This is a genomic window from Streptomyces sp. NPDC101234, from assembly GCF_044767525.1.
Classification (GTDB): Bacteria; Actinomycetota; Actinomycetes; order Streptomycetales; family Streptomycetaceae; genus Streptomyces; species Streptomyces sasae.
The window spans coordinates 168,348-188,312 of sequence record NZ_JBIWOA010000008.1 but is presented as its reverse complement, the minus strand read 5'-3'; the positions used below and the strand labels follow the sequence as shown (position 1 = coordinate 188,312).

Below are 19,965 nucleotides of genomic sequence, written 5' to 3'. Positions count from 1 at the left end.
TAACCGTCGTGATCTGATAAGAAATGCGCACACTTCGGTTAAGAGGGATAGCTCCTGCACGCCTAGTGACGTGGATGCACCTGTCGGCCCGAGTGACGCTTCGACCGCCGTCACGGCCACAGATGTGACGGCGTGTCAGTTCCTAGGAGATTTCTGCATGGCCAAGAAGGCCCACGCCGCGTCGGGACGTCCCGGGCGCGCGGCAGCCAAGACCGGCAGACGGGCCAGGGCGATCGCCGCGGCCTCCACCGTCGCCGTCGCCCTCGTCGCCGCCACCGGGACCGCCATCGGAGCGGTCGAGGGGGGAGCGGCCGGATCGGGCGCACCCGAGCGAATAGGGGCCGCCCCGCATGTCCCGGCGGGCGCCAAGATGACCGGCGCGACCGCGTCGGGGACCGAGCTGCACCTCAGCGTGAACCTGGCTCCGCGCGACCCGCAGTCGCTGGCGGACTTCGTCGCCGCGGTGTCCACACCGGGGAACGCCCAGTACCACCATTACCTGGCCAAGGGGCAGTTCGCCTCGGTCTTCGGTCCTACGCGGGCCACCATCGCCGGAGTCTCACGGGCGTTGAAGGCAGCCGGTCTCTCTCCCGGCAAGGTCAGCCCGGACGGCCTGTCCATCCCGGTCACCGCCACCGCCGCGCAGGCGTCGCACGCCTTCGGCACCGGTTTCCGCAACGTCCGGCTCAAGGACGGCACGACCGACTACCTCAACACCTCGGCCCCGTCGTTGCCCGCGAACGTGGCGTCCTCGGTGACCGGGATCGTCGGCCTTAGCAGTGTGAACACCGTCAGCGGTCACCACTCTGCGGTGCGTCGCGCAAGCAGGCACGGCTCTGGCACCGCCGCCGTCTCCGGACGCGGTTCGCGTACGGTGACCGCCCACACGTACACCCCGGCACTCTGCGCCGACTTCACCGGCTCGGGTCTGACCGACGGCACCGACTACTACAGCCCCGGCAAGCTGGCCGGCGTCTACGGGATGAGCAGCTCCGCCACCGCCGGTGCGGGGCAGACCGTGGCCGTGTTCGAGTTGGAGAACGTCGACGCCGGCAGCATCGCCGCGTACCAGTCCTGCGTCGGCACCAGCACCTCGGTGTCCAACGTGTACGTCGACACGACGGCAGGGGCCGGCGCGCCGGCCACCGACGGATCGGTCGGCGTGGAGTCGGCGCTCGACATCGAGGACCTGATAGGTCTGGTGCCCGGCGCCGCCATCATCGACTACCAGGGGCCGGACGCCGCGTCCGCGACCGACCAGAACGTGCTCGACGTCTACCAGCGGATGGTCACCGACGACCAGGCGCAGGTCATCTCCACCAGCTGGGGTGAATGCGAGGCGGTCGAGAGCAGCGCGACCGCGAGTGCCGAGAACACCGTCTTCGCGGAGGCCGCCGCCCAGGGCCAGAGCGTCGTCGCCGCCTCGGGCGACGACGGCTCCAGCGACTGCTACCGCGCGACCGGCTCCACGGCCAAGGCCGTCGACGACCCCGCGAGCCAGCCCTACGTCACCGGTGTCGGTGGCACCACCATGACCACCTCGGGCAGCACCACGACCCAGACGACATGGGGCAACGCCGACGGTGGTACCGGTGGCGGTGTCTCCTCACGATGGGCTCCTGTCGTCTACCAGGGCGGTGTCGCCACCACCACCAAGCGTGCCGTTCCGGATGTCTCCGCTCTGGCGGACCCGGCCGACGGTTATCCGGTCTACTTCCAGGACAACAGCCAGTCCGCCACCCCCGTCCCCGGCCTCGTCGGCGGCACCAGCGGTGCGGCTCCGACCTGGGCCGCCGCGATCGTCCAGGCCAACGCCGGCGCGGCCTGCCAGGCCAACGGCCGGGTCGGCTTCCTCAACAACGCCCTCTACAAGGCCGCACGGAGCAGCTACCCGACGAACTTCTGGGACGTCACCAGCGGCAACAACTCCGTATACGCCACCGGCTACACGGCGGCGGCCGGCTACGACGAGGTGACCGGCCTGGGTTCGCCCAAGGAGGCCGGTCTGACCACCGCACTGTGCGCGGCCACGGGCACAGCCGCCACGGGCGCCTCCACCTTCCACCCGCTCAGCAGCCCCAAGCGGCTGTTGGACACCCGCAACGGCACCGGCTGGGGCCTCAGTTCCATCCCGACCAAGAAGCCTCTGGTCGCGGGCGGCACCGCCCCGGTCAAGATCGAGGGAGCCGGGGGGATCCCCAGCAGCGGCGTGACCGCTGTCGTGCTCAACCTCACGGTCACCGGCACCACCGGCGCGGGTTCGTTGATCGCCTGGGCCGACGGCACCGGCAAGCCGTCGACCAGCAACCTGAACTGGACCGGCGCGAGCCAGACCATCGCCGCCTCGGCGACCGTCAAGGTGGCGGGCGACGGCGTGGTGGACCTCTACACGAGCAGCACCACCCACCTGATCGCCGATGTCCAGGGCTACTACACCAGCGCCACCACCGGCTCGAAGTACACGGCGCTGGCCCCGGCCCGCCTGCTGGACACCCGCTCCAAGGTCGGCATCTCCACCACCAGCAAGATCTCCAACGCGGTGATCAGCCTCAAGGTCCGCGGCCATGGGGGCGTGCCCACCGCCGCCACCTCGGTGGTGCTCAACCTGACGGCCACCCAGACCGTCGGCGGGGGCTACCTGGAGGCCTACCCCGAAGGCGCCACCCGCCCGACCGCGTCCAACGTCAACTGGTCGGCCACCGGGACCACCATCCCCAACCTGGTGGTCGTGCCGATCGGCAGCGACGGCAACGTCAGCATCTACGTCCACGGCACCAGCCATGTCATCGCCGACGTCTCCGGCTACTTCTCCACCAGCGGCTCGGCCTTCGACACGGTCACTCCGCTGCGCCTGCTGGACACCCGGCAGACGACGGCGCTGGGCGCCGGCAAGACGCTGGCCGTGCAGATCTCGGGGCGCGACGCCATCCCGTCCACCGGCGTCAAGGCCGTCGTGCTGACCGTCACCGTCACCGGCACCACGGGCAGCGGATACCTCTCCGCCTGGGCCGACGGCGGCAGCCGTCCGACGGCCTCCAACCTGAACTGGGCGCAGGGCAAGACGATCGCCAACCAGGTCATCGTGCCCGTCGGCTCCGACGGCAAGGTGGACTTCTACGCGAGCAGCACCACCCACGTGATCGCGGACGTCGCCGGCTACATCGGCTGACGCCCACCGACGACACGACCACGATGCCCCGCCGACCACGCCGGCCGACGGGGCATCGTCGCGTTCAGGGATGCGTGTGCCGCGCTCTTCGAGCAGTACCGGGACGACGACTGCGGTCGACCACAGCGCCCACGGAGGCGTCGGGCAGGGACGGCGGATCGCGCACGCCGTGCACCTGGTGAGCACATGCGGGTTCACGCCGGCGGTCTCGGTGCGCTGTGCCGCACTCGGCTTCGCACTCGGCGGCCCGTCGGACTCGACCACAAGGAGAGGTGCAGGCGCGGGCTGTCGGCTGTCGCTCCATCCTGGACGGCGCGAATCGCGGGTGGATGGGCCGTGGTTCGGCCGTGGCCAAACGACAGATAGGCCCCTGGTCTGCGTTTCCGCAGACCAGGGGCCTATCTCGTAGGGTGAGTGACGGGACTCGAACCCGCGACATCCTGGACCACAACCAGGTGCTCTACCAGCTGAGCTACACCCACCACGACCGGTGGTGACTTTGTGGTCTTTCCGACCGGCCGAGAAAAAGTGTACAGGGTCCGAAGGGGTGCTCGCGCACAGCTTTCCCGAGCCCCTCCGGAGACCTCCTGAACGCCTACTCCGCAGGCAGGACGTGCTTGGCCGCGATCGTCCTCGCGGTGTCCGAGTCAGGGCCGGGCTGAGGTACGAAGATGGCCTCGCGGTAGTAGCGAAGCTCGGCGATCGACTCGCGGATGTCGGCGAGGGCGCGGTGGTTGCCGTTCTTCTCCGGGCTGTTGAAGTACGCCCGCGGGTACCAGCGCCGGGCGAGCTCCTTGACGCTGGAGACGTCGACGATCCGGTAGTGGAGGTATCCCTCCAGGGCGGCCATGTCCCGGGCCAGGAAGCCGCGGTCGGTGCCGACGGAGTTCCCGCACAGCGGGGCCTTGCCGGGCTCCTTCACGTGTTCCCGTACATAGGCCAGGACCTGCTCCTCGGCTTCGGCGAGCGTCGTGCCGCCGGCGAGTTCGTCGAGCAGGCCGGACGTGGTGTGCATCTGCCGCACCACCTCCGGCATCGTCTCCAGTGCCTTGGCCGGCGGACGGATGACGATGTCCACGCCCTCGCCGAGCACGTTCAGCTCGGAGTCGGTGACCAGTGCGGCCACCTCGATGAGCGCGTCGTCGGACAGCGAGAGGCCGGTCATCTCGCAGTCGATCCACACCATGCGATCGTTCATGCGACCACCCTAAAGCTGACGTCCGCGTTTGGGTGCCCCCGGGGCAGCGCCGACATCTGCGGGGGCTGCCGCCCCCGCACCCCCGCATCATCGGCCTGCGGCCTCGTCCTCAAACGCCGGACGGGCTGGAATGTGGCTGAGCGCCGTCGTCCTCAAGTGCCGGACGGGCTGGAATGCGGCCGAGTCCCGGTGTCCGCGCACGCCGGCTGGGGCGGGTGTGGAGCGGCCTTCGGTCGCGGGCCTCGGGGTGGTCGGGGTGTGTGGCCGGGGGGCGTCGTCGTCGCTTTCTGCCTTGGCTCTCGGCCTGCCGGGTCGGGTGGTGGGTGGGCGAAGGCGTGAGGCCTCGCCCCACCCGAGTCGGTCGGGTGGGGCGAGGCCTCATGTCAGCTGCCCGTGCGGGGCCCCGGCAGGCTTGCCGACAGGCCTACCGCTGCTGACCTGCGGGTCTGCATCGGCAGTACGCCCTCGGGGTACTGGACCGGCAGGGGGCCCGTGGGGGACAGCGACGGCGGCTCCGGGGCCTCGGGGCGCTCGGACTGCGGCCGGCGTGCCCGGTAGGCCGCCCGGTACGCCGCCGGGGACGAACCCAGCTGGCGCCGGAAGTGCCCGCGCAGGGCGACGGGGGAGCGGAAGCCGCAGCGGCCCGCCACCTCGTCCACCGAGTAGTCCGACGTCTCCAGCAGGCGCTGCGCCTGCAGTACCCGCTGGGTGATCAGCCACTGCAGGGGCGCGCTGCCCGTCAGTGAGCGGAAGCGGCGGTCGAACGTGCGGCGGCTCATGTACGCGCGTGCCGCCAGCGTCTCCACGTCGAACTGCTCGTGGAGGTGTTCCAGCGCCCAGGCGACGACCTCGGCGAGCGGGTCGGCGCCGATCTCCTCTGGTAAAGAACGATCGAGGTAGCGCTCCTGACCGCCCGAGCGGCGCGGCGGGACCACCAGGCGGCGGGCGAGCGCACCGGCCGCCTCGTTGCCGTGGTCCGTCCGCACGATGTGGAGGCAGAGGTCGATCCCGGCCGCCGTACCGGCGGACGTGAGGACGTCGCCGTCGTCGACGAACAGTTCTCGCGGATCGACGTGCACCGACGGGTAGCGCTTGGCCAGCGTCGGCGCGTACATCCAGTGGGTGGTGGCCGGGCGGCCGTCCAGCAGCCCGGCGGCGGCCAGCACGAACGCACCCGTGCACAGCCCGACTATGCGGGCCCCTTCCTCATGGGCGCGGCGCAGCGCGTCCAGTGCCTCTTCGGGCGGCGGCGCGGTGATCGAGCGCCAGGCCGGTACGACGACCGTGCCGGCGCGTGAGATCGCCTCCAGGCCATGTGGCGCGGTGAGTTCCAGGCCCCCCGTGGTCCGCAGCGGGCCTTCTTCGCCGCCGCACACCAGCAGTCGGTAGCGCGGCACGCCGGCGTCCTGGCGGTCTATCCCGAACACCGACAGCGGTATGGAACTCTCGAAGATGGGGCCGCCGCTGAACAGCAGCACCGCGACGATCTCCTTGCGGCGTCGCCCGGAAAGTTTCCGGGCCGCGGCTTCCGGCGCGGCAGTGGAGTCGTGGCTCATCCTGCTAAGCCCCCCTCGGTGGTCGCGGCTCCTCGGTTGTGTCGCTCCTGCACGTTTCCCCTCGGTCCTGCACGAGTCCCCCGCCGTAAGACGTCAAGATCGAATCTACTGGTTCCTGCGGTGTCGCGTTGACCAGTTCGACACGCCGTCGATTGTCGACATGACAACTTGGCGTGAAGCATTCGATCACGAAGCGTTGCACTCACGGGCCGTGCAGGGAAGTGCGCCTCGTCGCAGTGGCCAAAGCACGTAGGGTGCGGAGGGTGTCCTGGCCCCTTTTCCCGCAGGTGGAACGGGGGTTGGGGGGTAGTGGGGACCCCTCTTGCACAGGGTCGGGAAGTTGGCTGAAAAGAGTCGTTCGAGGGTGTCGAAACCGGTCAGTCGACCGGTGTAGTGCCCTTGGTGTGACGTCCGCCTCCTCGGGGCGGCCGGCGCTCGGAGCGGCGCAGCAGGAACCGGCATGCGGCGGTGACCGCGGCGAGGCCGAGGGCGGTGCCGGCCGCACCGGCCAGGGAGGTGCCGAACCAGACGAGCACCACGGGGACGAGGACGCAGGAGAACACGGCCCAGCGGACCACGTCGCCCGCGGCGTCCGTGGTGTTCGCGGCGCCCGGGGCGGGGTGCGGTTCGCGGGTGGTGGGGCGAGGTCCGGACATGGTCGTACTCCCTGTCGTACTCCGGCGTACTCCTTTGTGGTGCACTCGTCCCGTGATCAACGCGTGTTCGAGCGGTCGGTCACCGTGCGTGGGGCCTCGTACCTGTCCGAATTCTATGCAAACCGCCTGTACGGGGCAGCAACCATTGCGTTACGGGCGCGGCTCGTGCATGCTCCGGGGAACCCCTAACCGACTCCGGGGAAGGTCCCCTACGGAGAGTGCGCGGGATCTGGGCTGAGGAGGCGTGCCGCCGTACCCTTGGGGGTATGGGGTTGGGAAGATGTTTCCCGGGCACAGCTCCGCCGCACACTGTCGGCCCTCCCATATATAAGGATCACAACGCCGAGACAGCCATGGCCGGTCACGAATTCTTCGATCCAGCGGACCGCAAGCGGCCGGTCGCCGACCCCACGGCGGCCGATGCGCTGGCGGCGGAAGAGGCACGCCCTTCCTGCGATCCCGCCTTCAAGCACGGGGTGGTCGTCGGCTTCGACGGTTCCACCTCCAGTGAGCGAGCCCTCGCCTATGCGATCGGGATGGCCCACCGTTCCCGCGCGGGGCTGATCATCGTCCACGTCGCCAACCGACTGCCGACCACCGTGTGGGCCGGCTGCGAGCCACCCGTCTTCGTCGACGTGCCCGACCACCGCACCGAGGTGCTCGGTCTCGAACTCGCCTGTGCCGAGTACCTGGCGGAAGTGCCCTGGATCCTGGTGGAGCGCGGCGGCGACATCTGCCATGAACTCGAAGAGGTGGGGCGGGAGTACGAGGCCGACGCGATCGTCGTGGGGTCGACCCACGGGATCGTCGGCCGGATCTTCGGCTCCGTCGCCGGGCGGCTCGCCAAGCGGGCCAGGCGGCCCGTCGTTGTCATTCCGTAACTCCACGTTCCCCCAGGTGAGAGTGGAGTGGGAACGGTCCGGCTCTCTTTGTGCCGTGCGTAAATCTACTCGTGCGTAGAGGTGTTTGTGCCCTTGTGAAGGGCATATATCGGTCACCGCGCACAACTGCACAAAGCATGAAGGGAGCCCGCCGTGGACAACGACGTCTCTGCGGGAAGCGGAACCACTACCGTGGCCGGCCGACTCGCCCTGGGGATCACCCTGTTGGCGTTCGGCCTCGGCACCACCGGCGTGATCGACAACGTCACCACGTCCGACGCCGTGTCAGTCGCCCATTACGTGGGCGGAGTCGCCCTCTTCCTCGTCGGCCTGCTGGCCTTCCGTGACCGTGACACCGCGAACGGCACGGGCTATGTGGCCCTCGGAGCCCTCTGGTTCACCTGGGCCGTCTCGGCCGACGGCCACGCCACGGCCAACGGGGCCGGGCTCTTCCTGCTCCTCTTCGCCCTGGTGGCCCTGTCGTTGACCCTCGCGGGCGGCGACCAGCTCGGACAGGCCATGCACGGGCTGCTGTTCCTGGCGATGCTCGTTCTCGCCGTCGCCCAGTTCGCCGACAGCTCGTCACTGACCAAGGTCGGAGGCTGGGTTGCGGTGGCCGCGGGGGCGGTGGCCTGGTACGCGGCGACCGCGGCGCTCGCGCACTGGCCGACGGTGCTGCCCAGGCGGGCTGCCGGCCGTGGGGTGACGGCCCACGGCTGAAACGGCAGCCGACGCCGGGGAGTTGGGCGGCCCCGGCGATCCAATGAGCGGACCCCTCCGTGGCTTTGTGGCACACGTGAGGGGTCCGTTCGGTTGTCCGGCCCGTGCGGGCCGGTGGGGGCCGGTCGCGCAGTTCCCCGCGCCCTTTGGGGCGCGTTGATGCTGACGCCGATTCAGAGCCCCGTCAGGGGCGCGGGGAACTGCGCGAGCAACCCCCACGCACCCGCACAGTCAATGCGACCGGATGCCCCTACTCCACCGTCACCGACTTCGCCAGATTCCGAGGCTTGTCGATGTCGCGCCCGAGGGCCTTCGCCGTGTGGTAGGCGAGGAGCTGGAGGGGGATGCCCATCAGGATGGCGTCGAGTTCGTCCTCGTTCTTCGGGACGACGATCGTGTGGTCCGCCTTCTCCTGGTGCTGGTGGGCCACCGCCAGGATCCTGCCGCTGCGGGCCTTGATCTCCTCCAGGGCCGCGCGGTTCTTCTCCAGGAGGTCGTCGTCGGGGACGATCGCCACCGTGGGCAGGGCGGGCTCGATGAGGGCCAGCGGGCCGTGCTTGAGCTCGGACGCCGGGTAGGCCTCCGCGTGGATGTAGGAGACCTCCTTCAGCTTCAGGGAGGCCTCACGGGCCACCGGGTAGCCCCGGACGCGGCCGATGAACAGCATCGAGCGGGCCTCGGCGAACTCCGCCGCCAGCTTCTCGATCTCCGCCTCCTGCGCGAGGATCTCCGAGATCTGGGCGGGCAGCTTGCGCAGGCCCTCGATGATCCGCTTGCCGTCGCGGACCGAGAGGTCGCGGATCCGGCCCAGGTGCAGCGCGAGGAGCGCGAAGGCGACCGTGGTGTTGGTGAAGCACTTCGTGGAGACCACGCAGACCTCGGGGCCCGCGTGGACGTACGTCCCGCCGTCCGCCTCCCGCGCGATCGCCGAACCCACCACGTTCACCACGCCCAGCACCCGCGCGCCCTTGCGCTTCAGCTCCTGGACGGCGGCGAGGACGTCGTACGTCTCACCGGACTGGGAGACCGCGATGTACAGGGTGTCGGGGTCGACGACCGGGTTGCGGTAGCGGAACTCGGAGGCCGGCTCGGCGTCCGCGGGGATACGGGCCAGCTCCTCGATCAGCTGGGCGCCGATCATGCCCGCGTGGTACGACGTGCCGCAGCCGAGGATCTTCACCCGGCGCACGGCACGCGCGTCACGGGCGTCCAGGTTGAGGCCGCCGAGGTGCACGGTGGAGAAGCGGTCGTCGATCCGGCCGCGCAGCACGCGGTCGACCGCGTCGGGCTGCTCGAAGATCTCCTTGTGCATGTAGGTGTCGTGGCCGCCCATGTCGTACGACTCGGCCTCCCACTCCACGGTGGTCGGCTCGGCCGTCGTCCGGGTGCCCTCGGTGGTGTAGGTCCGGAAGTCGTCGGCCTTGAGGGTGGCCATCTCGCCGTCGTCGAGGGTCACTATCTGGCGGGTGTGGGTGACCAGGGCCGCGATGTCCGAGGCGACGAACATCTCCTTGTCGCCGATGCCGAGGACCACCGGGGAGCCGTTGCGGGCGACCACGATGCGCTCGGGGAAGTCCGCGTGCATGACCGCGATGCCGTACGTGCCCTCGATCAGGCGCAGCGCCTGGCGGACCCGCTCCTCCAGGGTCTCCGCCGAGGCGCGGGCGATGAGGTGGGTGAGGACCTCGGTGTCGGTCTCGGAGAGGAACTCGACGCCGTCCGCCTCCAGCTTGCGGCGCAGCTCCGAGGCGTTGTCGATGATGCCGTTGTGGACGACGGCGACCTTCTGGTCGGCCGACATGTGCGGGTGGGCGTTCACATCGGACGGAGCACCGTGGGTGGCCCAGCGGGTGTGGGCGATACCGGTCGTGCCCTTGAAGCGCGCCGGGACCTTCGCCTCCAGGTCCCGGACCCGGCCCTTGGCCTTCACCATCTTCAGGCCGCCGGCCTTCGGCGTGGTGACGACGATGCCCGCCGAGTCGTAACCGCGGTATTCCAGCCGCTGGAGACCTTCGAGGAGAAGGGGGGCGACATCGCGCTTACCGATGTATCCGACAATTCCGCACATATATAGGTGTTCCGTATTCCTCAGCCGTAGACGATGCGGCGCAACTGCCGGAGGGTGAGCTCCGGCGGTGCGACCGCCCTGTACTGCAGATCCGCCGCGATCCGGTCGAAGATCTCCGCGTTCACCAGGCCTTCCGCCTGCAGCTCGCGGTGGCGGCGCCGGACGTAGTTCCCGGCCGTCTCGTCGAAGTAGGCGAGCACGTCCTGGATCACCCGCAGCGCTTCGCCCCGGCTCAGGGGCGTGGACCGCGTCAGATGGTCAACGAGTTCGTCGTGCACCCGGTAGATCCTGAAGTACCGGCGTCGGTTTCGCAAGAATCCTGCCCGATTCCGGGCAACGGTCTGTTGAATCTCTTATGGGGCTCTGTTCGCAGCCTGTCCATCCTGTGTCTTGCGCCACGTTGCTTGTGGAGACGATTTTCAGACGCCATGGACATTCCTCGTATGGGCGTACCCGACAAGCTCGCCGACCGCATGAGCATGGCCGAGCAGCACGAGTACCTCCGCGCCAAGTTCTCCCGGCGCTCCATGATCAGAGGCGGCGCCGTCACCCTCGGCGCCGTCACGGGCGGCTCCTTCGTCATGGGCGGCACCGCCCAGGCCGCCGTCCCCACGCAGTCCACCGCCCCCGCCACCGAGCAGGTCGACGGCGCCCTCGTCGCCCCGTTCGGCCGCCACCTCGCCTTCGGCAACGACCCGAGCTCGGAGATGACGATCTCCTGGCAGGTCCCCGTCGCCGTCAAGAAGCCCTTCGTGCGCATAGGCGCCCACCCCTGGGACCTCTCGCGCAAGATCGAGGCCGAGGTCCGCAGCCTCTACACGCCGGCCGGTGTCGGTGTCAGCGCCGACCACACGCAGTACTACCTGCACGCGCAGCTGGCCAATCTGCGCCCCGGCAGGACCTACTACTACGGCGTCGGCCACGAGGGCTTCGACCCGGCCGAGTCCCACCTCCTCGGCACCCTGGGCACCTTCACCACCGCGCCCGACTGCAAGACGCCGTTCACCTTCACGGCCTTCGGCGACCAGGGCGTCAGCTACCACGCCCTCGCCAACGACAGCCTGATCCTCGGGCAGAACCCCAGCTTCCACCTGCACGCCGGTGACATCGCCTACGGTGACCCGGCCGGCCAGGGCAAGTCCACCGACACGGGCTTCGACTCGCGCACCTGGGACCAGTTCCTCTACCAGACCGAGTCCGTCGCCAAGTCCGTGCCGTGGATGGTGTCGTACGGCAACCACGACATGGAGGCCTGGTACTCGCCCAACGGCTACGGCGGCGAGGAGGCCCGCTTCACCCTGCCCGACAACGGACCGGACAAGGCGAACCTGCCCGGCGTCTACTCCTTCGTCTACGGCAACACGGCGATCATCTCGCTCGACCCGAACGACGTCTCCTTCGAGATCCCGGCCAACCTCGGCATCTCGGGCGGCACGCAGACCACGTGGTTCGAGGGGCAGCTGAAGAAGTTCCGCGCCTCGAAGGACATCGACTTCATCATCGTGTTCTTCCACCACTGCGCCTACTGCACCTCCACGGCGCACGCCTCGGAGGGGGGCGTGCGACAGGAGTGGGTGCCGCTGTTCGACAAGTACACGGTGGACCTGGTCATCAACGGCCACAACCACCAGTACGAGCGCACCGACGTCATCAAGGGCAACACCGTCGTCAAGAAGCTCCCGATCGGCGAGACGGCCTACTCCGACACCGAGGGCGTCGTCTACGTCACCGCGGGCGCGGCCGGCCGCAGCCTCTACGCGTTCACCGCCCCCGACTCCTACGAGGGCCACCTCAACGAGGTCGACTCCGTCGCCTCCTTCGTCAACACCAAGGACGGCAAGGTCAACGAGACCGTCGCCTGGTCCCGGGTGCGCTACCTCAACTACTCCTTCCTCCGCGTCGACGTGGAGCCCGCCTCGCGCGGCCGCTACGCCAAGCTGAAGGTGTCGGGCATCGCCGAGACCGGCGACCGCATCGACCACTTCACGGTGGCCCGCAAGGCCAAGTAAGCAGTCACCGGCAGGGCGGTACCGGCTGTACCGGCAGGCGGTCCTCACATCCTTTTGAGGACCGCCTGTTTGGCCCTCGTGAACTCCTCGTCCGTGAGCACTCCCTCGCGACGCAGCTCCCCGAGTTGCCGCAGGCGGCGCAGCAGTGCGTCGTGATCGGCCTCGGGTGTCTCCGGCTGCTGCGGTACGTCCGCTACGACGGCCGCCGACGGATGCGGCAGCCGCACCTGCACCGCCGTCGCGACCAGCGCCATCAGCGGATCCCTCTTGAACCCCCACAGCTCCACCGCGTTCGGGTCGTACTTGGCCCGCGTCTTGACCGGGGCGCCGCGCACCAGGAACCGCAGATGGCCGTTCTCCAGCCCGGCCGACGGCTGCCACTCCACGCCCAGGATGTCCGCGAGAGCCAGCGTCCGCGGACCGGCGGCGGCCTTCGCGTCCTCCGTCTTCCAGTTCCACTCCAGCCGCACCTGCTCCCCGTCGAACGACGCGGTGCCGTCCCCGGCGGAGACCGTCAGCGGCAGCGGCGGCCCCGGCAGCAGGTACTCGCTCACGGGTGTGCCCGGCACCTGCGCGAGGAGCAGCGCGTCCCGCACCTCGTCCGTGAAGTACTCGGCCACCCCGTACCGGTCCGCCTCCACGGTCAGCTGATAGGGGTCGTGGGGCTCGGTCAGCCGCCCGCCGGTGGCGTGCAGCAGCGGATCGGCGCCGTCCCGCAGCCGCAGCCTCAGCCGCCCGGACCTCCGGCCCTGCTCGAACGAGACCCCCGCCAACGCGCCCAGCGGGACGACCAGTTCACCCAGTGTCCGGCGCAGCACACCGACGTTCTTGTCCCGCCCGGGGGTCAGCCGCAGGGCGTCTCCGTCGAAAACCCAGATGCCGTCCTTCTGGATGATTTCCGCCATGGAGGGATTGTTCCACCGGATCTGCGGGAGAGTGGTCTCGACCAATCCCGGTCAGTCCTGACCACCACCGACGGGAGCGCATGTGAGACCGCACCACAGAACGACTCCCCGCACCCCCCGTACTCCCCGCATGGCCCGCGTCCTCGGGTCCCTGCTGCTCGTCGCGGCGGCCGGCGCCTTCACGGTCGGCGCGACCCCGGCGGCACCACGGCCGGCCCCGACCCCGCTCGGCCGGGTCGTCCCGGCGCCCGCCTCGGTCGCCCCGGGCGGATCGCCGTACCGCATCACCCGCTCCACCGCCATCGGCGTCGACGGCTCACGGGAGGCCCGTGGAGTCGCCGAGTACCTCGCGGACCTCCTCCGCCCGTCGACCGGCTACCGGCTGCCCGTCACCACCCAGCGCCACGAGGGGATCCGACTCCGCCTCGCCGACGGCCCGTTCGGCGCCGAGGGCTACCGCCTCGACAGCGGCCGCGACGGCGTCACCATCACCGCCGCCGCACCCGCCGGCCTCTTCCACGGCGTCCAGACCCTGCGCCAGCTCCTCCCGGCGGCCGTCGAGAAGGAATCCGTACAGCCCGGCCCCTGGCTGGTCGCCGGCGGCACCATCACCGACCGCCCGCGCTACGCCTACCGCGGCGCGATGCTCGACGTCTCCCGCCACTTCTTCACCGTGGCCCAGGTCAAGCGCTACATCGACCAGCTGGCCCTCTACAAGATCAACGAACTGCACCTCCACCTCAGCGACGACCAGGGCTGGCGCATCGCCGTCGACTCCTGGCCGCGGCTCGCGACCTACGGCGGTTCCACCGAGGTCGGCGGCGGCATGGGCGGCCACTACACCAAGGCCGACTACCGGGAGATCGTCCGTTATGCCGCCTCCCGCTACCTGGAGGTCGTCCCCGAGATCGACATGCCCGGCCACACCAACGCGGCCCTCGCCTCCTACGCCGGCCTCAACTGCGACGGCACCGCACCCCCGCTCTACACCGGGACGGACGTCGGCTTCAGCTCGCTGTGCGTGTCGAAGCAGGTGACGTACGACTTCGTGGACGACGTCATCCGCGAACTGGCCGCCCTCACCCCCGGCCGCTACCTCCACATCGGCGGCGACGAGGCGCACTCCACCAGCCACGCGGACTACGTGACGTTCATGGACCGGGTGCAGCCCCTCGTCGCGAAGTACGGCAAGACGGTGATCGGCTGGCACCAGCTGACCGGCGCCCACCCGGTGAAGGGGGCGCTGGCCCAGTACTGGGGTCTGGACGACACCAGTGCCGACGAGAAGGCCCAGGTGGTCAAGGCCGCCCAGAACGGCACCGGTCTGGTCCTCTCGCCCGCCGACCGGGTCTACCTCGACATGAAGTACACGGAGGACACCCCGCTGGGCCAGGACTGGGCGGGACTGGTGGAGGTGAAGCGGTCGTACGACTGGGACCCGGGCAACTACCTCGCCGGAGCCCCGAGTTCCTCGATCAGGGGCGTGGAGGCGCCGCTGTGGACCGAGACCATCGTGACGAACGCCGACATCGACTACATGGCCTTCCCGCGGCTGCCGGGAGTGGCGGAGCTGGGCTGGTCACCGGCCGCCACCCACGACTGGAACGCCTACAAGCTCCGGCTCGCGGCCCAGGCCCCACGCTGGGACGCCCTCGGGATCGACTACTACCGCTCTCCGCAGGTGCCGTGGCCTGCGAAGTAGGCTGATACCGACCGACGGGCTCCCCCGAGGACCGTACTCGGGGGAGCCCGTCTGCCTTGGTCAGAACCCCGCGACGGGATTTTCCAGGGTTCCGACCAGCTGGAGGGCGCCCGACGGGTCCGCCAGGTCCACCATCTGCCTGTTGTTGCGCAGCTGGAGCCGGTTGAGGCAGGACAGCGCGAACTCGGGCGCGAACATGTCGTACCGTGCGAACTTCTCGGCGAGTTCGGGCGCCGACTCCTGGTACTCACGGGTGACCTCGGCGACCGTCCGCCAGAAGTCGTCCTCCTCCAGGACCCCCTCGGCCGCGAGGTTCGCGGCGAGGAAGCGGAAGAAGCAGTCGAAGACGTCCGTGAAGACGGACAGGAGCTTCATGTCCTCCGGGACCTCCACGGCGATCCGCCGGACCTCCGGCGGCAGCACCGCGTCCGGGTCCATGACGGCGATCTCCTCGGCGATGTCCTTGTAGACCGCCCGCCGTACCACCCCGTCCTCCAGCACCAGGATGACGTTCTCGCCGTGCGGCATGAAGACCAGGTCGTAGGCGTAGAAGCTGTGCAGGAGGGGGGTGAAGTAGGCGCGGAGGTACGACCGCAGCCAGGCCGTGGCCGGCAGCCCGCTCCGCTCGATCAGCGCCGCCGCGAAGGATGCCCCCTCGTGGTCGACGTGGAGGAGGGAGGCCATGGTCGCGAGCGACTCGCCCTCCCGGAGGGACGGCACCGGGCTCTCCCGCCACAGCGCGGCCAGCATCTTCCGGTACGGCGAGTAGCGGTCGGTCGCCTGCTCGTACTCCAGGTGCCGGTAGCCCACGGCCGCCCGCTCCCGGATGATCGACAGACCGGTGGACTTGAGCACCGGGTCGTTGTCGATGAGCTGGGCCAGCCAGTCGTTGATCGCCGGGGTGGCCTCCATGTAGGCGGCCGAAAGCCCGCGCATGAAGCCCATGTTGAGGACCGAGAGAGCCGTTTTGACGTAGTGCTTCTCGGGGTGGGAGCGGTTGAAGAAGGTCCGGATGGACTGCTGGGCCAGGTACTCGTCGTCGCCCTCGCCCAGGCAGACCAGATACCCGCGGGCCACCTCGGCGGCGAAGGTGACGGTGAGCTTGTTCCACCACTGCCAGGGGTGGACCGGGATGAGGAGGTAGTCGGCGGGGTCCAGGCCCCGGTCGGTGAGCTGCCGTGCGAAGCGCTCGACGGTCTCCTCGCCCAACTCGTCCCGCACGAAGGACTCGTACTCGATCCCGACGCCCGCCGTGAACGCGGCGCGCGACCTGTGCGCCGCCAGCCACACCAGCCGGACCGGGCTCGCGGTCTCGGGGGCGTACGACAGGTACTCGTGGATGCCGAAGCCGAGCCGGCCGTTGTTGGCGACGAAGCAGGGGTGGCCCTCGGTCATCCCGGTCTCGATGGCCTGGAAGCCGGAGCGCACCAGCTCGGCCACCGGGATCCGGGGCTTGGTGAGCTTGTAGCAGGTGCCGGAGAGGGTGGAGGAGATCTCCTCCAGGTAGACCGGCAGGATCTCGTCGCTCAGCCCCAGGGACTCCTTGAGTTCGATGAAGAAGTCCAGCGCGGCGAGGGGGAGTTCGGCGCCGTCGCGGGTACGGGTGATGGACTCCGGTGCCACCTGCCAGTGGTCCAGGGCACGGCGGACGGCGGTGAAGCGGTAGCGGGTGAGCCCGTCGTCGCTGCGGACGACATACGACTCCCCCTCCTCCTCCGGGGTGATCAGGCGCTCGTGGGCGAACTCGGCGAGCGCCTTGCGTATGAGCAGCCGGTTGGCCTTCTCCCAGAGCTCGGGGGTCAGATGGGCGACCGCGTCGGCGAGTGTCATACGGCGGCCACCGCCCTCTCGAACCGCTCCCGTGTGCAGAAGCTCAGCAACGCCGTCTTCTCCGGCTTCTCTATCTCCCGTGCGGGCACGAACCCGACGGCCTCGTTCAGCGCGTGCACGGCCTTGTTGCGCACGTCCGGCTCGACGACGATCCGGCGGGCCGCCGGGTCCTCGAAGAGACGGGCGACGACGGCCGTGATGACGGCCCTGGTGAAGCCGTGCACGGGTGTGTCGGTGGCGGGGGTCAGGAAGTGCATCCCGACGTCCCCCGGTTCGGGCTCGTACAGCCCGACCAGCTCCCGGTGGGCGGGGTCGTACCGCTCCATGAGGAAGGCGGGCTCACCGTCCTCGCCGAGCCCCAGCAGCGCGTGGTGGTGCTCGTCGGACGCGATGTCCAGGTACGCCCGCTCGACGTCCTCCAGCCTGGCGTCCTGCATCATCCAGAAGGCCGCCTTGGGGTGCGTGACCCAGGAGTGGAGCAGCTCGGCGTCCTTCAGCGGGTCCAAGGGACGGAAGGTGAAGGTCATACGGCGAACTCCTGGAAAGCGATCGTCTTCTCGACCGGGTAGTACTCGGTGCCCAGCAGCTCGCGGATGATGTACGCGTTCCGGTACGGGCCCATGCCCAGGTCGGGGCTGGTGATGCTGTGGGTGTGGACGCCGGCGTTCTGCAGGAAGACGCCCCGGCCGGTGACGTCGATCGCGTAGTTGCGGGCGACGTCGAAGTTGCCGTGCGAGTCGTAGCGCAGCCGGTCCTTGACCGGGCTCAGGAACTCGGGCTCGGTGTACTTGTAGCCGGTGGCCAGGACCAGGCCCTGGGTCTCCAGCTCGTAGTCCTTCTCCTGCTCCTCCTGGCGGAGGCTGAGGGTGTAGCTGCCGTTGTCGTAACCGGCCGCTACGAGCGCGGAGTTGGTGAGCAGACGGGTGGGGACCGGGCCGCCGAGGTTCTTCTGGTAGAGCAGGTCGAAGATCTCGTTGATCAGGTCGCCGTCGATGCCCTTGAAGAGGCCCTTCTGCCCGGCCGTGAGCCGGTAGCGGGTCGCCTCCGGGAGGGCGTGGTAGTAGTCGATGTACTCCGGGCTCGTCATCTCCAGCGTGAGCTTGGTGTATTCGAGCGGGAAGAAGCGGGGCGAGCGGGTCACCCAGTTCAGGCGGTAGCCGTGGACGTCGATCTCGCTGAGCAGGTCGTAGTAGATCTCGGCGGCGGACTGGCCGCTGCCGACCAGCGTGATCGACTCCTTCGACTGCAGCGCCTCCTTGTGCCGGAGGTACTGGGAGTTGTGGATGACGTCGCCGCCCAGGCCCCGGCAGGCCTCGGGGATGTGGGGCGGGGTGCCGGTGCCGAGGACGAGGTGACGGGCGCGGTACGACTCGCCGGCGGCCGTCGTCACGACGTACCCGTCGTCCTCGTACCGGACGTCCGTGACCGTCGTGTCGAAGCGGAGGCTGGTGAGTTTGCCGGCCGCCCAGCGGCAGTAGTCGTCGTACTCCAGCCGCAGCGGATAGAAGTTCTCCCGGATGTAGAACGAGTACAGCCGGCCCTTCTCCTTCAGGTAGTTGAGGAAGGAGTACGGCGAGGTGGGGTCGGCGAGGGTGACCAGGTCCGACATGAACGGGGTCTGGAGGTGGGCGCCGTCCAGGAACATGCCGGCGTGCCACTCGAAGTCCGGCTTGGAGTCCAGGAAGACGCCGTCCAGTTCGGCGATCGGCTCGGTGAGGCAGGCGAGGCCGAGGTTGAAGGGGCCGAGTCCGATCCCGACGAAGTCGTAGGTCTTGTCAGGGGACTCAGGGGCTTCAGGACGCGCGGTCAAGGGACTCTCCCAGGTACTGCTCGGCGTGGCCGGCGATCAGATCGAGGACGGCGGAGATGTCGGCCGTCGTGGTCTCGGGGTTGAGCAGGGTGAACTTGAGGTAGTGGCGGCCGCCGACCTTGGTGCCCGCCACCACCGCGTCGCCGGAGGCGAACAGGGCCTTGCGGGCGTACAGGTTGGCGCGGTCGATCTCGGCCGGGTCGGTGACGGCGGAGGGGAGGTAGCGGAAGACGAGGGTGGACAGGGACGGCTCCACGACGACGTCGTAGCGCGGGTCGGCGGCGAGGAGCTGCCAGCCCTCCTGCGCCAGCTCGCAGACCTCGTCGAAGAGTTCGCCGATGCCGTCGGCGCCCATGGTGCGCAGGGTCATCCACAGCTTGAGGGCGTCGAAGCGGCGGGTGGTCTGCAGGGACTTGTCGACCTGGTTGGGGATGCGTTCGGTGACCATGCGGCGCGGGTTGAGGTACTCCGCGTGGTAGGTCGCGTGCCGCAGGGTCGAGGCGTCCCGGACCAGTACGGCGGACGAACTCACCGGCTGGAAGAAGGACTTGTGGTAGTCCACGGTGACCGAGTCGGCGCGCTCGATGCCGTCGATGCGGTCCCGGTACTTCAGGGAGGCGAGCAGCCCGCAGCCGTAGGCCGCGTCCACGTGCATCCAGGTGTCGTACTGCTCGCACAGCTCGGCGATCTCCGGCAGCGGGTCGATGGACCCGAAGTCGGTGGTGCCGGCGGTGGCGACGACGGCCATGGGGATCAGGCCGTCGCGACGGCAGCGCTCCAGCTCGTGGGCGAGGGCGACGGTCTGCATCCGCTTGTCGTGGTCGACGGGGATCGCGACCACGGCGTCCTGGCCGAGGCCGAGCAGTTTCGCCGACTTCTTCACGCTGAAGTGGCTGACCTCGGAGGCGAAGATGCGGAGTCCGGCGAGGCTGGCAGCTTCTTCCCACCCGCCCGGCCCTGGCTTGGCCTCCTCCCTCGCCAGCAGCAGTGCCTGGAGGTTGGACTGGGTGCCGCCCGAGGTGAACACGCCGTCGGCGGCCTCGCCGAGGCCGATGCGGGCGGTCGTCCAGTCGATCAGTTTCCGCTCGATGAGGGTGCCGCCGGCCGACTGGTCCCAGGTGTCCAGGGAGGAGTTGACGGCGGAGAGCACCGCCTCGCCGAGCACCGCCGGGATGACCACCGGGCAGTTGAGGTGGGCGAGGTAGCGGGGGTGGTGGAAGTAGATCGCGTCCCGGAGGTAGACGTCCTCCAGTTCGTCCAGGACCGCGGTGGTGTCGTGCAGCGGCTGGTCGAGATCGATGGTGTCGATGCGAGGGGAGAGGGCGTCGACGGTGACACCCGTGAACGGCCGGTCGGTGGTGGCGAGTTTGGCCGCCACCCGCTCTACTCCTTCGGTCACGGAGCGGCGGTAGTGCTCCGCGGTGAGGTCATTGAGCAGGTGCGAGCGCATGTGGGGGTCCT

15 protein-coding genes and 1 tRNA gene are annotated in these 19,965 nt (G+C 69.5%); 5 read left to right on the top strand and 11 right to left on the bottom strand.

The annotated features are described in order from the left end of the window. The first annotated feature begins 157 nt into the window (after positions 1–157). Positions 158–3,169: a protease pro-enzyme activation domain-containing protein gene (locus ACIRR9_RS17145; RefSeq protein WP_403751962.1), complete on the top strand. Its 3,012-nt coding sequence runs from the start codon at positions 158–160 to the stop codon at positions 3,167–3,169. Positions 3,170–3,578: 409 nt separating this feature from the next. Here the strand turns inward: ACIRR9_RS17145 and ACIRR9_RS17140 are convergent. The 4 genes from ACIRR9_RS17140 to ACIRR9_RS17125 all read right to left on the bottom strand — a co-directional run bounded on the left by ACIRR9_RS17140 (position 3,579) and on the right by ACIRR9_RS17125 (position 6,579). Then, positions 3,579–3,651 (bottom strand) — tRNA-His (locus ACIRR9_RS17140). 113 nt (positions 3,652–3,764) lie between these two features. Next, entirely contained in the window at positions 3,765–4,367 is a 603-nt protein-coding gene (gene orn / locus ACIRR9_RS17135; RefSeq protein WP_351497616.1) for an oligoribonuclease, read from the bottom strand. 383 nt (positions 4,368–4,750) lie between these two features. Next, complete coding sequence (locus ACIRR9_RS17130) at positions 4,751–5,923, bottom strand: helix-turn-helix domain-containing protein (protein ID WP_123976765.1); 1,173 nt, start codon at positions 5,921–5,923, stop codon at positions 4,751–4,753. 377 nt (positions 5,924–6,300) lie between these two features. Then, entirely contained in the window at positions 6,301–6,579 is a 279-nt protein-coding gene (locus ACIRR9_RS17125) for a hypothetical protein (RefSeq protein ID WP_365344179.1), read from the bottom strand. A 353-nt stretch (positions 6,580–6,932) separates the two neighbouring features. On the opposite strand from ACIRR9_RS17125, the gene ACIRR9_RS17120 reads away from it, so the two are divergent. Both ACIRR9_RS17120 and ACIRR9_RS17115 read left to right on the top strand, forming a co-directional pair. After that, a complete protein-coding gene (locus tag ACIRR9_RS17120) occupies positions 6,933–7,460 on the top strand; it encodes a universal stress protein (RefSeq protein ID WP_403751959.1) in 528 nt (175 codons plus the stop codon). Between the two features lie 153 nt (positions 7,461–7,613). Continuing rightward, complete coding sequence (locus ACIRR9_RS17115; protein ID WP_123976767.1) at positions 7,614–8,180, top strand: GPR1/FUN34/YaaH family transporter; 567 nt, start codon at positions 7,614–7,616, stop codon at positions 8,178–8,180. 250 nt (positions 8,181–8,430) lie between these two features. On the opposite strand, the gene glmS is transcribed toward ACIRR9_RS17115, so the two are convergent. Then, positions 8,431–10,248, bottom strand: a complete 1,818-nt coding sequence (glmS, locus tag ACIRR9_RS17110) for a glutamine--fructose-6-phosphate transaminase (isomerizing) (RefSeq protein WP_365344175.1) — start codon at positions 10,246–10,248, stop codon at positions 8,431–8,433. Positions 10,249–10,268: 20 nt separating this feature from the next. Continuing rightward, positions 10,269–10,526, bottom strand: coding sequence for a hypothetical protein (locus ACIRR9_RS17105; protein ID WP_403752324.1), 258 nt, complete (start codon positions 10,524–10,526; stop codon positions 10,269–10,271). Positions 10,527–10,691: 165 nt separating this feature from the next. On the opposite strand from ACIRR9_RS17105, the gene ACIRR9_RS17100 reads away from it, so the two are divergent. Then, on the top strand, positions 10,692–12,257 hold the full coding sequence (locus ACIRR9_RS17100; RefSeq protein WP_365344173.1) for a metallophosphoesterase family protein: 1,566 nt from the start codon (positions 10,692–10,694) through the stop codon (positions 12,255–12,257). Positions 12,258–12,301: 44 nt separating this feature from the next. Here ACIRR9_RS17100 and ACIRR9_RS17095 read toward each other — a convergent pair whose 3' ends face one another. Next, the gene (locus ACIRR9_RS17095) at positions 12,302–13,162 is read right to left on the bottom strand and encodes a DUF4429 domain-containing protein (RefSeq protein WP_403751956.1); all 861 of its coding nucleotides are present in this window, start codon (positions 13,160–13,162) and stop codon (positions 12,302–12,304) included. A gap of 130 nt (positions 13,163–13,292) precedes the next feature. Between ACIRR9_RS17095 and ACIRR9_RS17090 the strand changes: the two genes are divergently transcribed. After that, a complete protein-coding gene (locus tag ACIRR9_RS17090) occupies positions 13,293–14,864 on the top strand; it encodes a beta-N-acetylhexosaminidase (RefSeq protein WP_403751954.1) in 1,572 nt (523 codons plus the stop codon). A gap of 60 nt (positions 14,865–14,924) precedes the next feature. Here ACIRR9_RS17090 and ACIRR9_RS17085 read toward each other — a convergent pair whose 3' ends face one another. Genes ACIRR9_RS17085 through desA form a run of 4 tightly spaced genes read right to left on the bottom strand, consistent with a single transcriptional unit; the run spans position 14,925 to position 19,954 of the window. After that, entirely contained in the window at positions 14,925–16,694 is a 1,770-nt protein-coding gene (locus tag ACIRR9_RS17085; protein ID WP_403751952.1) for an IucA/IucC family protein, read from the bottom strand. Next, positions 16,691–17,221: a GNAT family N-acetyltransferase gene (locus tag ACIRR9_RS17080; protein ID WP_403751950.1), complete on the bottom strand. Its 531-nt coding sequence runs from the start codon at positions 17,219–17,221 to the stop codon at positions 16,691–16,693. Before ACIRR9_RS17080 ends, ACIRR9_RS17085 begins: the two co-directional genes overlap by 4 nt. Continuing rightward, positions 17,218–18,504 carry a lysine N(6)-hydroxylase/L-ornithine N(5)-oxygenase family protein gene (locus ACIRR9_RS17075; RefSeq protein WP_403751948.1) on the bottom strand — a complete coding sequence of 429 codons (1,287 nt, stop codon included), beginning with the start codon at positions 18,502–18,504 and terminating at the stop codon, positions 17,218–17,220. Before ACIRR9_RS17075 ends, ACIRR9_RS17080 begins: the two co-directional genes overlap by 4 nt. Continuing rightward, the gene (gene desA, locus ACIRR9_RS17070; protein WP_403751946.1) at positions 18,488–19,954 is read right to left on the bottom strand and encodes a lysine decarboxylase DesA; all 1,467 of its coding nucleotides are present in this window, start codon (positions 19,952–19,954) and stop codon (positions 18,488–18,490) included. The genes ACIRR9_RS17075 and desA overlap by 17 nt, the downstream gene beginning before the upstream one ends. Between the last annotated feature and the right edge of the window lie 11 nt (positions 19,955–19,965).

What these genes read in the sequence shown, in the direction of transcription:
- ACIRR9_RS17130 (WP_123976765.1), bottom strand. Translation starts at nt 5,923, where the DNA reads ATGAGCCACGACTCCACTGCCGCGCCGGAAGCCGCGGCCCGGAAACTT.
- ACIRR9_RS17145 (WP_403751962.1), top strand. Translation starts at nt 158, where the DNA reads ATGGCCAAGAAGGCCCACGCCGCGTCGGGACGTCCCGGGCGCGCGGCA.
- ACIRR9_RS17085 (WP_403751952.1), bottom strand. Translation starts at nt 16,694, where the DNA reads ATGACACTCGCCGACGCGGTCGCCCATCTGACCCCCGAGCTCTGGGAG.
- orn (WP_351497616.1), bottom strand. Translation starts at nt 4,367, where the DNA reads ATGAACGATCGCATGGTGTGGATCGACTGCGAGATGACCGGCCTCTCG.
- ACIRR9_RS17100 (WP_365344173.1), top strand. Translation starts at nt 10,692, where the DNA reads ATGGGCGTACCCGACAAGCTCGCCGACCGCATGAGCATGGCCGAGCAG.
- glmS (WP_365344175.1), bottom strand. Translation starts at nt 10,248, where the DNA reads ATGTGCGGAATTGTCGGATACATCGGTAAGCGCGATGTCGCCCCCCTT.
- ACIRR9_RS17090 (WP_403751954.1), top strand. Translation starts at nt 13,293, where the DNA reads ATGGCCCGCGTCCTCGGGTCCCTGCTGCTCGTCGCGGCGGCCGGCGCC.
- ACIRR9_RS17095 (WP_403751956.1), bottom strand. Translation starts at nt 13,162, where the DNA reads ATGGCGGAAATCATCCAGAAGGACGGCATCTGGGTTTTCGACGGAGAC.
- ACIRR9_RS17080 (WP_403751950.1), bottom strand. Translation starts at nt 17,221, where the DNA reads ATGACCTTCACCTTCCGTCCCTTGGACCCGCTGAAGGACGCCGAGCTG.
- desA (WP_403751946.1), bottom strand. Translation starts at nt 19,954, where the DNA reads ATGCGCTCGCACCTGCTCAATGACCTCACCGCGGAGCACTACCGCCGC.
- ACIRR9_RS17120 (WP_403751959.1), top strand. Translation starts at nt 6,933, where the DNA reads ATGGCCGGTCACGAATTCTTCGATCCAGCGGACCGCAAGCGGCCGGTC.
- ACIRR9_RS17125 (WP_365344179.1), bottom strand. Translation starts at nt 6,579, where the DNA reads ATGTCCGGACCTCGCCCCACCACCCGCGAACCGCACCCCGCCCCGGGC.